The organism is Nonlabens dokdonensis (genome assembly GCF_002162835.1).
GTDB lineage: Bacteria > Bacteroidota > Bacteroidia > Flavobacteriales > Flavobacteriaceae > Nonlabens > Nonlabens dokdonensis_B.
Genome location: NZ_MAAX01000097.1, coordinates 1115 through 17807, shown reverse-complemented (window position 1 = coordinate 17807; position 16693 = coordinate 1115). Strand labels below are relative to the sequence as shown.

Annotated in this window: 10 protein-coding genes; 6 read left to right on the top strand and 4 right to left on the bottom strand. The window is 36.7% G+C overall.

What is annotated here, in order from left to right; genetic code table 11:
• The 4 genes from A9Q93_RS06030 to A9Q93_RS06015 form a co-directional block, all read right to left on the bottom strand.
• The coding region (locus A9Q93_RS06030; protein WP_303686483.1) for an alpha-amylase family glycosyl hydrolase at positions 1 to 1868 on the bottom strand (1868 nt) is incomplete at its 3' end.
• 62 nt (positions 1869 to 1930) lie between these two features.
• Positions 1931 to 3037, bottom strand: coding sequence for a SusE domain-containing protein (locus A9Q93_RS06025; protein WP_303686482.1), 1107 nt, complete (start codon positions 3035 to 3037; stop codon positions 1931 to 1933).
• An 18-nt stretch (positions 3038 to 3055) separates the two neighbouring features.
• Positions 3056 to 4645 (bottom strand): RagB/SusD family nutrient uptake outer membrane protein, encoded by a 1590-nt coding sequence (locus tag A9Q93_RS06020; RefSeq protein WP_303686481.1) that lies wholly within the window; start codon positions 4643 to 4645, stop codon positions 3056 to 3058.
• Between the two features lie 11 nt (positions 4646 to 4656).
• Positions 4657 to 7560, bottom strand: coding sequence for a SusC/RagA family TonB-linked outer membrane protein (locus tag A9Q93_RS06015; RefSeq protein WP_303686480.1), 2904 nt, complete (start codon positions 7558 to 7560; stop codon positions 4657 to 4659).
• A gap of 190 nt (positions 7561 to 7750) precedes the next feature.
• Between A9Q93_RS06015 and A9Q93_RS06010 the strand changes: the two genes are divergently transcribed.
• From A9Q93_RS06010 to A9Q93_RS05985, 6 genes are all read left to right on the top strand, one after another.
• Complete coding sequence (locus A9Q93_RS06010) at positions 7751 to 8770, top strand: LacI family DNA-binding transcriptional regulator (RefSeq protein WP_303686479.1); 1020 nt, start codon at positions 7751 to 7753, stop codon at positions 8768 to 8770.
• Between the two features lie 120 nt (positions 8771 to 8890).
• Positions 8891 to 10336, top strand: a complete 1446-nt coding sequence (locus A9Q93_RS06005) for an MFS transporter (RefSeq protein WP_303686478.1) — start codon at positions 8891 to 8893, stop codon at positions 10334 to 10336.
• Positions 10329 to 10991 (top strand): beta-phosphoglucomutase, encoded by a 663-nt coding sequence (pgmB, locus tag A9Q93_RS06000; protein WP_303686477.1) that lies wholly within the window; start codon positions 10329 to 10331, stop codon positions 10989 to 10991. Before A9Q93_RS06005 ends, pgmB begins: the two co-directional genes overlap by 8 nt.
• Positions 10991 to 13294 (top strand): glycoside hydrolase family 65 protein, encoded by a 2304-nt coding sequence (locus tag A9Q93_RS05995; RefSeq protein WP_303686476.1) that lies wholly within the window; start codon positions 10991 to 10993, stop codon positions 13292 to 13294. The genes pgmB and A9Q93_RS05995 overlap by 1 nt, the downstream gene beginning before the upstream one ends.
• A gap of 3 nt (positions 13295 to 13297) precedes the next feature.
• Positions 13298 to 15208 carry an alpha-amylase family glycosyl hydrolase gene (locus A9Q93_RS05990; protein WP_303686475.1) on the top strand — a complete coding sequence of 637 codons (1911 nt, stop codon included), beginning with the start codon at positions 13298 to 13300 and terminating at the stop codon, positions 15206 to 15208.
• 77 nt (positions 15209 to 15285) lie between these two features.
• On the top strand, positions 15286 to 16693 hold a 1408-nt coding region (locus tag A9Q93_RS05985; protein WP_303686474.1), incomplete at its 3' end, for an alpha-amylase family glycosyl hydrolase.

The window sequence follows — 16693 nt, the reverse complement described above, 5'->3', positions numbered from 1 at the left end:
GTAAAGTATGATCTAAAAAGGTTTGTATTTCCAGAGAAGCCCATAGAGTTTTCATTAAATTGATCTGTCATCTTTCCCCATAACATAAAACCACTATTTGCAAGAGCAGCTTCTTCTGGCTGATCTCCTAAATGCTCAAGAATCATATAAACATCATTACTTGTGGCATTCCACAGAGTGTTTTTATAATCGTTAAGAATGTTTACTCGAGATTGATCGTAGGCGTTCCACGCTCCTATATTTCCTATAGTAACATTTTGCGTAAAACCTTTAGATAAATCAAATCTAAAGCCATCTATACGATATTCATCAACCCAATATTCTAAGGTCTGTTTTACATACTCTTTTGTCCACTGACTTTCATGATTGAAATCGTAACCTACATTAAAATCATGCGTAGGAGTAGGATTTAAATAAGGATTATTTGATGCAGGTCTAAAGTTTGCTTGATCCCACCACATTTGACATAAAGGACTCTGACTGAAAGCGTGATTATAAACTACATCTATAATAACTGCAATACCTTTAGAATGACATAAGTCTATAAGCTCTTTAAATTTCTCTGGTGTACCATAGGCTTTGTCTAAAGCACCATGAAATTTAGGATTATAACCCCAACTGTCAGTACCTTCAAATTCGTTTACAGGCATAAATTGTAAGGCATTTATACCTAGTGTTTCTAAGTAATCTATGCGATCAATAATTTGCTGGAAGCTATCCTCTTCAGAAAAGTCGCGAGCTAAAATCTCATATATAACTAGGTTCTCTTGATCTGGTTTTTGAAAATTGTTTGTAGTCCAGTTGTATGGAGTCGCTTGATATGTATGTAATGAAACATCGCCAGTAGTCTGTCCATCAGGATAAGCAGGTAAATTAGGGAAATTACCTGGTTTAATGAATTGATCGCTACCAGGGTCCAGAATTAATTCTGAAAAAGGGTCTGCAATTTTAATATCATAATCTACTAAGTACTGGTATTGAAACACTTGATTTGCAGTAAATTCAGAAGCGGGAACAGTTACCCAAAAATAATCACCGTCTTTATTCATTTGATAATTAGGGTCTAAGTTCCAGTTTGAAAAGTCACCTATGAGCATGACATCGCTCTTTAAAGGTGCTGCTAAGAGAAAAGTAACGCTACCATCTGCGTTTTCATTCACACCATTTTTTAAACCTGCTGGGCGAGGTAAGTTTTGTGTCGCTGTGGGAACAAATACGTTTACAGAATTTGAAGAAGTGTTAGTACCATTGTCTGCAAAAATGGAAAAAGTAAAAGCACCAGTATTTGTAAATGTATAGTTAGTACTTATATTCATTGCATTTGCCGTAGCAATACTAGTTCCATTTGCACTAAGTTCTAGCGCAGTATTTTGTGATGATTCACCAGATACAGTAATAGATTGATTTAAGTTAAAAATAGCGCCATTTTGTGGAGATGTAATAGCTGTATTTAATCCAGGAGGAAAAACATCTAAGAAAATATCAGGATTTGTTTGAACTGTAGCACTAGAGTTCCTAATTACTAAACATATTTCTGAAACGACATCGCCAGGCGCTACGTTATAAAATTGTTCAATAGAGGAAGGTAATGTAAGTTGGTAATTATTTCCACCAGCATTTACAAATTGAGGAGCCCCATTGTTGTCATTAAATGTAGGTACAATAATATTTTGCCATCTCTGTCCATTTATCGTTACACCAGTATAGGCATAAAATGTTCCAGGTTCGTTTTCCAGTGCGGTTCCAGTAGCATCAAATAAGATGGTAACTTGATCTGTTTGTGTAGCTGTAGAGGGCTGTAATGTTACCTGCGCTTTCGCGAAAGCGAAACATAATAAAGCTACAAAACATAGAGTAATCTTTCTCATATTTTCAGTTTTAAGCAAAAAAAAGGCCGTTGCCAGCCTTTTCTTTGAATTGAATTATTTTTTTAAATCGATGTAGCCGTATAAGAGTAAGCTCTCGGAGTACTAAGATCTAGTTCTACTTTGTACATTCCTGGTGCTTGATCAAAGGTAAGGTCGCTTCCATTAAATCCTAATAAATCTGGATTATCTGAACTCTGTCCAAAATTGTTAGTAGGTGATCCCCAATCATCATTTGCTCTAAATTTGAATTGGTCTTGAGATAACGTTACAGTAACTTCCCATTTTTGAGTAGTAGCATTATAGCTCATATCAGTGTCAGGATCATTCCAGTCGTTAGGTGTCGCAGTACCTATCATAGCCCAGCTAGTAGGTGTAGCTGTCCAGGTTGCATCGCTAAAATCTCCGTTTCCATCTGGATCTGTGTTTACAGTAATGTAATAGAAACCAGCTCCAGGAACAGAAAGGTCTCCACCTGATAAACTTAACTCGCCTGGTGTTCCAGAGTCTCCAAATGCTTCATCCCAGTCTTGTTCTAAAGTGAACTTGAAATTAGGAGTAGCAACATCCATATTAATAAATCCTTCATACTCTGTGCTTCCAAATTCAACTGCTTCTAAATAAGGAGTTGCAGCATCTCCAGGAGCCCAGTCTGCACCGTAACCGCTTGCAGCAGCATAGTTACCAGGAACCCATAATCTAGGGCTTTCAGTGGTGTAAGACGTTACAGCAAGGGCTAAAACATCAGAGATCATAGGATCCATTGATGCGTCTGCCGTTGTGGCCACAACTCTCATAGCAACCACACCTTCAGTAAATGGTGTTAATCCTACTTCAGCTGCAACTTCATTTAACCTTTCTACGCTTAGACTTACGTTATCCTCATTTGTCGTGGTTACTGTAATAGCGTTATCAAAATTTGTTGCATCATTAGAAGCTTGAACTTCATAAGACACAGAAATAGGAGTAGAGAAGTCTACGGTAGTCCATACAAGACGTTCAGCAAGGTTATCTTTAGTCTCAAAAGTTAAAATGTATGAAGTCGCTGGAGTTGATTTAAAAGACAATTGAGTAGTAGGTTGATCGATAAACAATTCTTCATCATCTTCACTACAAGAAATAGTTGCCGCAATCGCTAGAAAAGACAACATTAAAATTGAAAACTTTTTCATTTTGTAAAAATTTATTTATTAGTATCCAGGGTTTTGGACTAGGTTTGAATTTAAATTAAGTTCTGTGGTAGGTATAGGATATAAATCCCTAAAAGCAGGAGTTGTTGTACCACTTTGTACGTTTCCTTTCCATTCCCAAATTCCGTTTGAGGAGAATTGATTAAAACGTATAAGATCTTGTCTTCTGTGGCCTTCCCAATGAAGTTCTCTAGCTCTTTCTTCTAAAATAAAATCTAGATTAATATCTGATCCTGTTATATTACCAGAATTATCTCCATAAGCTCTCTCTCTCAATATATTGATATAATTTGCTGCGGTGTTTAAATCACCACCAGCACCTCTTGCAACTATTTCAGCATACATAAGATAAGCATCTGCTAATCTAAATACTGGCATATCTGTACTCACGAAAGTAGGATTTACAGCTGGACTACCATCTAAGTTAACATTTTGAAATTTTACAATTGCAAATCCATCTGTAAAACTGCCTACATCAGCAATACTTTTATTTTGTCCATCTACATAGAAGTTTTCTCTACGATCTGCAGAATTTTCTTCATTAGGAAACAACTCCACAAACTCTGGAGTAGTGCGTATTCCACCCCAACCTGCATCGAGACCATATTCTGCAGGATTCATACTACCACCTACAGGAGCGTGAGATAAAAATGTCGTACCTCCAAATGTTTGAGTGTTATCACCATCATAATTTACTGTCCAGATAAACTCATTTTGAGCTCCATTAGAATCATTATCTGCTAAAAACAAAGCTTCATAACCTAAATTAGTGTCTATTTGATAACCTTGGCCTATAACTAAATTTACATAGGTTAAAGCATCTGCATAACGAGGAGTTCCCGTATAAACTTCAGCATTTAAGTATAATTTTGCAAGAAGCATTTGTGCAGCTGCCTCACTAACTCTACCATACTCGGTTCCTCTTCCTGCCGGAAGTTCAGGTAAAATTGCTAAAAGTTCTGATTCAATGTAGTTAAACAGGTCCGATCTTGATATATAAGCTGGTAGCTCCGACCCATCTGCAGCGGTATTTTCCGTTGTAAAAGGCATTGTTCCATAAAGATCCATACCATGGTAGTAAGAATAAGCTCTTAGAAAGCGTGCATCACTTCTGTAGCTGCGCACTATAGCTGCATCTTCATTAGACAAGCCAGCATTAGATAAGGCGCCATCTGTTGTTTCTCTTAAAAATGCATTATTGAGTGTAACTTGATAACTTAAACGTGCAAACATAGCTGCTATAAATTCATTATCAGGAGTCCAATTTTGCCAGTGAAGATCCTTGATGGTACCATCATTCCAGGCAATAATTGCTTCGTCTGTAGATAACTCTTGTAATTTCCAATATAGTCGACCATAATTAGAGAAACCACCATCTATTCCTTGTATATCAGCTCCACCGTCGCCACCTTGTTGACCACCGATGATCAGTCCAGCATAAAGTTTTGCCCATCTACCTTGAAACGCTTCAAGACTATTAAGAGATTCACTAGAAGTATTTCCTTCTGGTTCTAACTCAAGGACATCTTCACAACCTACAAAAACGGTAGCTGCTAAGAATAATACTATTATTGATTTGTATATTTTCATTTGCTTAATTTTTAAAATTCAAAGTTTAGACCAAAAATAACGCCTCTGCTTCTTGGGAAAATAGCCCCATCAACTCCATTTCCGATTTCTGGATCAAGACCACTATAATCAGTTATTACAAAAAGGTTTGTACCTGTTACTGAAGCTCTTATTCCTACTTTGTCGGTGTTAAAGGTATATCCTAACGATAAATTATCTAGCCTAACAAAGTCCGATTTTTCAATATACTCACTAGAAAACAATAAGTTAAGTGGAGCGCTTTGGAAAGAATTATCTAGAATTCCCGCAGTTGAGTTATTTAACCAATCACCTGCATTCTCAGTTACAGCATCAGCATTTTCTCTTGCTGCTCGTACATTATTATAATTGTAACCTCCTACGGCACCTCTTAAAGTAAAGCTCATATCAAATCTTTTGTAATTAAAATTAGATGTGAAACCAAAAAATGCATCTGGGTTACCTTTTTTATATCTTACTCGGTCATCACTGTTAATTACATTGTCACCGTTTCTATCTGCAAAAACACCGTCTAGTGGATTTCCTTCAGCATCATAAACTTGACGATAAACTAAAAATGAAGTAGGATCTGCTCCAACAGCCCATTCTTGAATAAAATTATTGAATCCTGCACCTCCTACAGGAGTTTGTGGTACAGGTGCATCATTTGAACCTAATGATAGGTCTGTGATTTCAATTTCATTGAAAGTTAAATTACCACCAATATCCCAATTGAAATTTTCTGTTTGTAACAATTTTACATTTGCCGCTAGCTCAATACCTCTACTTCTAGTAGCACCCACATTTTGTAGAGCAAAATTTCCAAGAGAACCGGCTGCTAATGGTCCGAATTGAAGAAGATCTTCAGTATCTCTAGTGTAAACATCAATAGAACCTGTTAGAACATCATCAAAGAATCCATAATCTAATCCAACATTGTATTGAGTAGTTTCTTCCCATTTTAAATCTGTTGTAAGTTCTGGTCTGAGAGTAGTAAAAAATTGATTACCAATCTGTACTTGAGCTTGGGCATTACTCGGTGTAGAGCGTGGAATAAATAGAAAGTCTTGTCCTATTTCTTGCTGTCCAGTTACACCAAAGCCTCCTCGTAGTTTCAATTGAGAAACAAAACCACTATTTTGAATAAAATCTGTATTTGTTAATTTTAATGCTGCGCTAGCTCCTCCAAAGGTTCCCCATCTATTATCTGGAGAGAATCTAGAGGTTCCATCTCTAGACACACTTGCTGAAAGTACTAGTAGGTCTTTAATGTCTATAGAGGCTCTACCAAAAAAGGATACTAGTCTGTTTTCATTAAAAGCTATGAATGGATCAATAGCTACACCTGTGTTGTCTAGACTAAAACTAGTGCTTTCTCTTCTAAAAGCCTGAAGACTACTTCCTACAGTTAAATCTATAGTAGACTCTATACTTGTAAGTTCTTTTTTGTAATCTAAACGACCGTTTATCAATTGGTTAATTCTTAAACCATTAGAGCTAGATTTTATAGCTCCTGTTGTTAAACCGACTCCAGAGTTAGGTAATCGATTTGAAAATGAATCAAATTCATTATAATCTACACCTACTGTACCATTAAACTTAAGACCTTCTACGCCAGGGATTTTATAGTCAGCCTGCAGCGTAGTACGTATCTGGTTATTTGCAGTTTCAGCATCTAAGCTTTCTAAAAGCCCTAATGGATTACGCGGTGCTAGGTTGCTAATAGTTCCATTACTTTGAAAGTACTCAAAGAAACCATTAGGTCCGTTAGGATCAAAGGCTGGTTGAGTTGGATCAAAATCTATAGCACTACCTATCGCTCCTTCATCTGCGCTGCGCACCTCTTCAAGAGCTCCTTGGACACTTAACGTAAGTTTTAGGTCGTTATTTAATAACTTTTGAATAACACTTGCATTTAAACTGGTTCTTTCGTATCCAGAAGTTTTAAGAGTACCATTTTGATTAGTATAGCCTATGTTTGCTCTAATTGCAGTATTTTCAAAACCTTTTTGCAATGTAATATTGTGAATTGCTCTAGTAGCTGTTTGGTAAATCTCTTCTTGCCAGTCTGTATTTGCTGTACCTAATAAGGCAATATCTTCTGGAGAACCTATGTCGTTAATCAGTGCTCTAAACTCATCACCAGTTAACACATCCAGACGGTCTGTATTATTATCAATTGCAAATTGAACATTGTACCCTATTTTAAGGTCACTACTCAATTTCCCCTTTTTAGTAGTAATAAGGATAACACCGTTAGAAGCTCTGTTACCATAGATAGCTGTTGCACTTGCATCCTTTAGAATGGTAAAGCTTTCTATTTCTGCAGGGTTAATAGTATTAAGATTTGCATTTGTTGCATCAAGAGGAATTCCATCAACAACATATAGTGGATCTGCATTTGCACTTAAAGTAGATCCAGCTCTAACTCTAATTCTAGGGCCATCACCAGGGCGACCTGTTGCTGCAGTAACTTGAACACCTGCTGCTTTACCGGCTAGTAGCTGTCCTGGAGATACTATGGCTCCTTTATTAAACTCTTCATCAGAAACAGTTGTTTGAGCAGCTGTCACATTTTGCTTTGTTGTACTACCATAACCTATTAGTACAATAGTGTCAAGTTCTGAAGCATCTTCCTCTAACGTTATATTAATAGTAGACTGACCAGTATAAGGGATTTCCTGTGTTATATATCCTACAAAAGAAAACACAATAACGGCATCGCTTGGCACATTGTTTAATGTGTATTTACCATCAAAATCTGTGGAAGTACCATTTGAGGTTCCTTTAACTGCTACAGTTGCACCTAATGCAGGAAGGCCATTGGATTCTAAGACTGTACCAGTAATTACACTCTGCGCAAATGCGAAAAAGGGTAATAAAAATAACAGTATAACTGCTTTGAATTTTTGATTCATTTCTTTGATTTAATTAATTGTTAGTGTTGTCTTCTTCTCACACGCCGTAAAATTATGTAAACTAAATGTTAAGAAAAGATTTTCTCAATGATATTCTACGAAAACGTTTTCGGCATTTCGTAGTTTAAAATTGTAGTATCTTCACTTTCGCGAAAGCGAGATAAACATTCATCTAATTAATCTAGATTTAATGGCCCAAAAGATTACATTAAAAAAGATAGCTCAAGACTTAAATGTTTCTATATCAACTGTTTCAAAGGCTCTTAGAGACTCTCATGAAATAAGTGAAGAACGACGTGAAAAAATTAAACAATATGCAAAGGAATTTAACTACAAGCCTAATAGTATTGCGTTAAGTCTTAAAAATCAAAAGACTAAAAAGATAGGAATTATTATTCCTGAGATAGTCCATCACTTTTTTGCTACTGTAATATCTGGTGTAGAACGAGTGGCAAATCAAAAGGGTTATCAGGTTATTATTACTTTGTCTGGAGAAAGTTTTGATAAAGAGGTAGTTAACATGGAAATGCTTGCAAACGGTAGTATAGATGGCTTTATTATGAGTTTATCTAAGGAGACTATGGAAAAACAAGATTTTCACCACCTTAGAGAGGTTACTAATCAAGGTATGCCTATAGTTATGTTTGATCGCGTCTCAAACGATATTCCTTGCGATAAAATTATTATTGACGATGTTGCTGCTAGCCATGAAGCGACAGAATTTTTACTGCGGAAAGGGAAGAATAAATTGGGGATTATCAGTACCGTAGATTATGTTAATGTAGGAAGATTACGATCTCAAGGTTTTAGCCAGGCACTGCAGCAACGTGGTTTTGCCGTGGAGGAGCACCAATTTTTAAAAATTGAAGATATTGATAATTGCGAGCAAAAAATAGAACAATTTATAGCTAGCAATGATTTTGATGCGCTAGTTGCTGTAAATGAATTATTTGCAGTTACTGCTAGTAAGGCGATCCAAAAATCTGGAAAAAAAATACCAGAAGATGTTGCTATCGTTGCTTTTACAGATGGTATTCTTTCAAAATATGCAAGTCCTACTTTAACAACTATAGGGCAAAAGGGAGAAGAAATGGGCGGAATTGCCGCCGCAAAACTTATCGAGAAACTTGAATCAAGTGATCATGATACAGAAAGCTACGAAACCGTTATCGTAAAAACATCTCTTGTAGAAAGAGAATCTACACCATAAATTATAATTTTACAGTTCTGTTTAAAGTTATATCTTTATACCGTTTTCAAAACTTATCTTCTTCACACACAATAAGTTTTGATAAGTCATAAGGCTTATCGTCATTAAAAAAATAACGATATGCAAAAGCCTAAATTAGGTTTCTGGAATATTTGGAACATGAGTTTCGGATTTCTGGGTATTCAGTTCGGTTTTGCCTTACAGGGCTCAACCATGTCTCGTATTTTTGAGACATTAGGAGCCGCAAAGGACGATATTCCATTATTATGGATCGCCGCACCACTTGCCGGTTTAATAGTACAGCCTATTATAGGTTATTTAAGTGATAATACCTGGCATAAATCTTTAGGTAGACGTCGTCCATTCTTTTTAATAGGAGCAATACTTAGTTCCATCGCTCTGTTATTTATGCCGTACTCTTCAGAGGTATGGATGGCAGCAGGTTTACTACTTGTACTTGATGCTTCTATAAATATATCTATGGAGCCTTTTAGAGCTCTAGTGGCAGACAAGCTTCCAGAATCGCAACGTAGTTACGGATTTGTCGTTCAAACTTTAATAATAGGAGTAGGAACATGGGTAGCGAGCAACTTGCCTAAATGGGTGAATAATACCTTAGAGATATCTAATGAAGCTGCTCCAGGCGTTGTTCCAGATTCAGTAAAGGTTGCCTTTGGAGTAGGAGCATTTGTTTTTATCACTTCTATTTTAGTTACCATTTTTACAACTAAAGAATATACGCCAGAAGAAATGGCAGCTTTTGACGACGCTGGTGAGCCTGAAGAAAAGAAAGGGATGCTGGAAACTATCATGGGAACTTATGCTTTAATGCCTAGGATCATGAAAAAGCTAGGAATCGTACAATTCTTTTCATGGTTTGCTTTTTTTGCTATGTGGACGCTTGCAAATCCAGCACTTACCACTCACATTTACAACGCGCCTAAACCAGATATTAAGGAATATGCACAATTAGATGAATCTGGTGATCCTATTCTTGATGCAGATAGTGTTACTTTATTTCTGAACGATCAATCTGCTGCAGATTATAAAACTGCAGATAAAGCCTATAATGAAGCTAGTGATGATGTAGGTTCTAAAATGGGTATTTATGGATTAACCTCAATGCTATTTGCATTACTACTTACGTTTTACACTTCGTATCGCGCTATAAATAGAAAGTACATCCACATGGCCAGCCTGCTTTTAGGCGCTGTAGGATTTTTATATATGTATTACAGTCCAGGAGAACCAGATAATTTATACACATCCTTTTCATTAATAGGGATTGCATGGGGTAGTATACTTTCTATGCCGTACGCTATGCTGTCTAGTTCTGTAGAGTCTTCAAAAATGGGATTGATGATGGGTGTTTTCAACATGTTCATTGTTATACCACAAATAATTGCAGCGGTAGGTGGAGTTGTCCTATTACACAATTTAATAGGTGAAGAATCTATTCACGCTATGACTATTGCAGGAATATTTCTGGCAATCGCAGCACTTTCAAATTTATTAATAACTAATAAAAAGGCGATCACGTATCAGCCATTACTAGAGAATGAATAAAAAAGCCTTCATATTTGACCTTGATGGAGTTATCGTAGATACAGCAAAGTTTCATTTTATAGCTTGGCAGCGTCTCGCAGCTTCTCTCGATATCAATTTTACAGAAGAAGAAAACGAACAGCTTAAAGGAGTCTCTCGTGTTAACTCTTTGAAGAAAATACTTCAATGGGGGAAAAAAGAAATTTCTCCAGAGGTCTTTCAATCCAAAATGGATCAGAAAAATGAAGAATATCTCGAGTTAATCAAAACTCTTGATGTGAAAGATATTCTTCCGGGAGTTCATGATTTTCTATTAGAACTTAAAGCCAAAGAACAACCTATAGCTTTAGGAAGTGCCAGTAAAAATGCTCGACCTATTTTAGAAAAATTAGGTATTAAAGATCTCTTTGATGTTATCGTGGACGGTACAAATGTTACTAAAGCAAAACCAGATCCTGAGGTGTTCTTAAATGCCTGCGAGCAGTTAGGTTATGATCCGCAAGAAAGCGTTGTTTTTGAAGACAGTGTTGCAGGAGTACAAGCAGCAAATACAGCAGGAATGATTTCCATAGGTCTAGGAGATCCATCTATTTTAAATGAGGCAGACGAGGTCTTTGCACACTTCACTGACATGCCTCAAGATTATATCAATACACTATTAAGTAAGAATAAATAATGAATCAAGAATATATCATACCAAATGCGTGGTCTATCATTGAAGAAGGATGGAAGCCATCTCAAGTAAAATCTAGTGAGAGCCTTTTTTCTATAGGTAATGGAGCTATGGGGCAGCGCGCTAATTTTGAAGAAAAATATACAGGAGAAACATTTCAAGGAAGTTATGTAGCTGGAGTCTACTACCCAGACAAAACTCGAGTAGGATGGTGGAAAAACGGTTATCCAGAATATTTTGCAAAAGTTCTTAATGCGCCCAATTTTATAGGGATAGATGTATTTATTGACGGTGAAGAGCTCGACCTAGCAACAGTTCAAGAGGTGACAGACTATCGCCTAGAATTAAATATGAAAGAAGGTTGGTTAGAGCGTACTTTTACCGCAAATCTTTCAGACGATAAGTCCATTAAGGTAGTTGCTCGTAGATTTATGAGTTTAGATTTCGATGAGCTAGCCGTAATAAATTATAAGGTTACTGCCGTGAAAGGAGATATGAGAATATCTTTTCAACCTTATGTAGATGGTGGTATCACAAATGAAGATTCAAATTGGGATGATGCCTTTTGGGAAATTGAAGACGTCATTTCTGACGGGCATCAAGGTATGGTGCGTAGCCGTACTAATAAGACTAATTTTTATGTAACCACATTCATGCAGTCTGAGCTTCTCAAAAATAATGAGCACGTTCAATATGCAGATCATTTTGATCAAAACGATACAGTAGTTAGACATAAAGCCGCGTGTGATATCGCTCAAGGCGAAAGCGTAACTCTTAGAAAGTACGCCGGCTACGTTTCTAGCTTAAATCATGACCATCTATCACTTCAAACAGCTGCCAAATCTGTTCTACAAAAAGCGACTGAAGTAGGTTATGAAAAATTACTTAACTTGCAAGCAGATTCATGGGCTCAAATTTGGGCCATGGCAGATATCACGATTGAAGGTGACCTTAAAGCACAACAAGGAATCCGTTTTAATATCTTCCAGTTGAATCAAACTTACTTAGGTAAGGATTCTCGATTAAATATAGGTCCTAAAGGATTTACAGGTGAGAAATATGGAGGTTCTACCTACTGGGATACAGAAGCATATTGCATCCCATTCTACATGGCTACTAAAGATCAACAAGTAGCACGTAATTTATTAAAATATAGATATGAGCAGCTAGACAAGGCCGTTGAAAATGCTGGGAAACTAGGATTTTCTTCTGGAGCTGCTCTATATCCTATGGTTACCATGAATGGAGAAGAATCTCACAACGAGTGGGAAATCACATTTGAAGAAATTCACCGTAATGGTGCTATGGTTTTTGCCATTTACAACTATGTGAGATATACCGGAGACTACAGTTACATTCCAGAAATGGGACTTGAAGTAATGATTGCTATTGCAAAATTCTGGCATCAACGTGCGACCTACTCACAACGTGCTAAGAAATATATGATACTAGGTGTGACCGGTCCTAACGAGTATGAGAACAATGTAAATAATAATTGGTATACTAATTATTTAGCAAAATGGTGTATCAACTATGCTGTAGAAAACATCAACAAAGTAAAAGCAGATCATAAAGCAGATTACGACAGAATTATTGCTAAAACTGAGCTCACAGATCAAGAGATAGGAGCGTGGAAAGAAGTGGCAGATAATATGCACGAACCATTTGATACAGAACTAGGCGTGTACCTTCAACAAGATGGCTTTTTAGATAAAGAGATTATTCCAGTTTCTGAATTGCCTAAAGAACAGCGACCTATTAATCAAAAATGGTCTTGGGATCGTATTTTGAGAAGTTGCTATATTAAACAAGCTGATGTTCTTCAATGTTTTTACTTTTTTGAAGATCACTTTAGTAAGGAAGAGCTACGTAAAAACTTTGACTTTTATGAGCCACTTACCGTTCATGAAAGTTCACTATCTCCATGCGTTCACAGCATTCAAGCAGCAAAGCTAGACCGTATGGATCAAGCTTATAAATTCTATCTTAGAACTTCTAGACTTGATTTAGACGATTATAACAAAGAGGTAGAAGAAGGTTGTCACATAACTAGTATGGCAGGAACCTGGATGAGTATTGTAGAAGGTTTTGGTGGGCTACAAATTATAGACGATAAACCTAGCTTTACGACTAGATTACCACAAGAATGGGACAGCTTTAGCTTCAAGATCAATTTTAGAAATCAAATTTTAAACGTTCAAGTAGCAAAAACTGGTACGACCATAACATTAGAAGGTAAAACACCTCAAGATGTAGTTATTAACGGTAAGACAATTACCTTAGAACCACAACTTGTTAATGCTTAGACTATGAAACATAAAGCTCACTTTTTAAGTGTCGTTTTTGTTCTCGCTTTCGCGAAAGCGGTAACGGCACAATACACTCAGGTAGAACAGCCTTTAGAACACATAGAACCTAGATTCTGGTGGTCTGAGATGGAGCACGATGAGGTGGAAGTCATGTTTCATGGAGCAAATATTGCTCATTACGACGAGGTGAACAGTGATTTTACCATTTTAAATGTACGTAAGACTGATAATCCTAATTATCTGTTTGTAACCTTTGACATGAGTATTGAACCTAATCGCTACAAAATCAATCTATGCAAAGAAGGTTGTGATAAAGGCGACACCATACCTGTAGTCTACGACTTATTAGAGAGACAGAAAAATAGTAAGGAGAGAAAAGGCTTTGATTCCAGCGATGCCATTTACTTAATCATGCCAGACCGTTTTTCAAATGGAGATCCATCAAACGATTCGGTAGAAGGACTTGCTGAAAAAGCAAACCGCGACTTCAAAGGCGGTCGTCATGGTGGCGATATTCAAGGTATTATCGATCATCTAGATTATATCGATGAGTTAGGAGCAACTGCTATCTGGAGTACGCCGTTATTAGAAGATAATGATGCGCGTTATTCTTATCATACCTATGCACAAAGCGATTTGTATAGGATTGATCCACGTTATGGAACTAATGAAGATTATAAACGACTAGGTGATGAGCTACATAAACGTGATATGAAACTAATTATGGATTATGTTACTAACCATTGGGGCGCGACGCACTGGATGATGCAGGATTTGCCTACGAAAACTTGGATCCATCAATTTGATGATAATGAAGGCAAAGACTTCCCAGTTGCTGGATATGCAAATTCTTCTTACCGCCAGACCACACAAATGGATCCTAATGTGAGCAAACGAGATGCAATTTATGCTGAGAAAGGCTGGTTTGTAAGCACCATGCCAGATATTAATCAAAGTGAACCGCTTGCTTTAAATTATTTGATTCAGAATACCATATGGTGGATTGAATATGCTGGTTTAGACGGTTTGCGAGTAGATACTTATTCTTATAATGAGAAAGAAGGAATAGCAAAATGGACCAAAGCCATTATGGACGAATATCCTAATTTTAATATCGTAGGAGAAACCTGGTTACACGATCAGGCTCAAATTGCTTACTGGCAACAAGATTCAAAAATTGCGGCTATTCAAGATTATAATACTCATTTACCTAGTGTGATGGATTTTACGCTACACGATGCTATTATGGTTGCTTTTAATGAAAATGAACAAGGCTGGGACAAAGGAATGTCAAAGGTGTATGAGAATTTTGTCAACGACTTCTTGTACCCTGATATTGATAATATCTTAGTTTTTGCAGGAAATCACGATACTAATCGCATCAACGGTAACGGATTGTATGACGGTGACCTTGCCAAATACAAACTTGCCATGACTTTAGTTTTGACCACTAGAGGTATTCCTCAACTCTATTATGGTGATGAGATAGGAATGGCAGGAAATCGCGATACTGATGGTGATGGCGATATACGTAGAGATTTCCCTGGAGGCTGGAAAGGCGATGTTGTAAACGCATTTGATCAACCAACTAAAAGCCAAAAAGCCTATCAAGATTTCACTAAAAAATTGTTGAATTATCGCAAGAATAAAGAAGTGATCCATAGCGGCAAATTACTTCAATACGTTCCTGAGAACAATTGTTATGTGTATTTTAGAGAAAATGGAGTAGATAGTGTTATGGTGGTAATTAATAACAATCCAGAGTCAGTGACTTTAGATTTGAATCGTTTTAAAGAAGGTATTTACACCGCAAAAGAAGGAACAGATATCTTAACTGATAAAAAACTAAGTTTAAGAGGAAAGTTAAAGGTGGATGGGAAAACGAGTATGGTGATTGAATATAGTTTTTAAAAAAACAGTGACCATCAGACCTCAAAAGACTTAAGATGTCTTATGAGTTTGATAACGACTTAAGAAATAACATGTAAATGAAAAAACAACTAAGCCTACTTATCATCATTTTAATGATAAGCTGCGATACTAAAAAAGAAGAGGAGTTGGCAAAAGCCAGTGTTATCCAGGTGATGACTACACCTATTTATGCCAGTTCTGGTCATAACAATTCAGAATTTTTAGTTTCTGATTATTTATCAGATGAAAATAAAGTGGATAGTATTACTTTTTCGGAAGGAATAGGTTTTGCAAAATCTAAAGCTCTTGATGAAAACATTCAATCATTCAGAGTTAAAGAAAATGCGACGGCAGTTTCTCACATAACACTATGGACTAAAGGAATAAGAAACGATATTCCTGTTTTTAAAAGCACAAGTAAAACAATAGAAATTCCATATTCTGGGAATTTTAAAAACGTCCAAATCAAAGGCGAGTTTACTAATTGGGCACCACAAGATACAGAAGTGGTTGATGGTAAAATCATATATCGAGCAACAGTTCCACAAGGCAAATTTCAATATCTATTTCTGGAAGGTGGAAAAGAAGAAAAACTAACAGGAAATGAGCCTAACGTTGTTAGTAATGGAATGGGCAGTTTTAATCGCGTTATTGATAACAGCCGTAAAGCAAATCCAGCACAATTATCTTACGGAGAAATTCTAGATCAAGGATTTACTTTTCAGTCTACTGGAGAATTAGATAACGTCGTGATTCTTTATGAAAATCAAAAAATAGAAGCTCAAAAAGAAGGAAATACATACACAGTGCAACTACCCAAAGTAGATTTCTCTAACCGTATTTCTAAAACGCAACTCGTACGTGTTTATGCCAGCGATGAAAATGGCCGCACAAACGACCTTTTGATTCCTGTACAAGACAGCCAAGTTGTAAAAGACCCAACAAAACTAGCTAGAAGCGATTTCCATACTCAAGTATTGTACTTTATGATGGTAGACCGTTTTCTAGATGGAGACACATCCAATACTAAACCAGTTCCAGATCCAGAGATTTTGCCCGCAGCCAATTACATGGGTGGTGATCTGGCTGGTGTGTTGGAGAAAATTAACGATGGCTACTTTGAAGAAATGGGAATCAACACCATATGGTTATCACCTATTACTCAAAATCCAGAAGGTGCATATGGCTTGTGGCCAGAGCCGCGCACAAAATTTAGCGGTTACCACGGTTACTGGCCTATTTCTAATACAAAGGTTGACTACCGTTTTGGTGATGAAAAAGTCATGAAAGAGATCATTGAAGAAGCACATAAAAGAGACATGAATGTGATTCTTGATTATGTGGCAAATCATGTTCATGAAGAGCATCCCGTTTATAAAAATCATCCAGAATGGGCGACTAACTTATATCTTGAAGATGGAAGTTTAAATACAGAGCGATGGGACGATCAAAGGTTAACCACTTGGTTTGATACGTTTATGCCTA

Excerpts from the sequence above, each read along its gene's own strand:
- A9Q93_RS06025 (WP_303686482.1), bottom strand. The coding sequence starts at position 3,037 with ATGAAAAAGTTTTCAATTTTAATGTTGTCTTTTCTAGCGATTGCGGCA.
- A9Q93_RS06020 (WP_303686481.1), bottom strand. The coding sequence starts at position 4,645 with ATGAAAATATACAAATCAATAATAGTATTATTCTTAGCAGCTACCGTT.
- A9Q93_RS06015 (WP_303686480.1), bottom strand. The coding sequence starts at position 7,560 with ATGAATCAAAAATTCAAAGCAGTTATACTGTTATTTTTATTACCCTTT.
- A9Q93_RS06010 (WP_303686479.1), top strand. The coding sequence starts at position 7,751 with ATGGCCCAAAAGATTACATTAAAAAAGATAGCTCAAGACTTAAATGTT.
- A9Q93_RS06005 (WP_303686478.1), top strand. The coding sequence starts at position 8,891 with ATGCAAAAGCCTAAATTAGGTTTCTGGAATATTTGGAACATGAGTTTC.
- pgmB (WP_303686477.1), top strand. The coding sequence starts at position 10,329 with ATGAATAAAAAAGCCTTCATATTTGACCTTGATGGAGTTATCGTAGAT.
- A9Q93_RS05995 (WP_303686476.1), top strand. The coding sequence starts at position 10,991 with ATGAATCAAGAATATATCATACCAAATGCGTGGTCTATCATTGAAGAA.
- A9Q93_RS05990 (WP_303686475.1), top strand. The coding sequence starts at position 13,298 with ATGAAACATAAAGCTCACTTTTTAAGTGTCGTTTTTGTTCTCGCTTTC.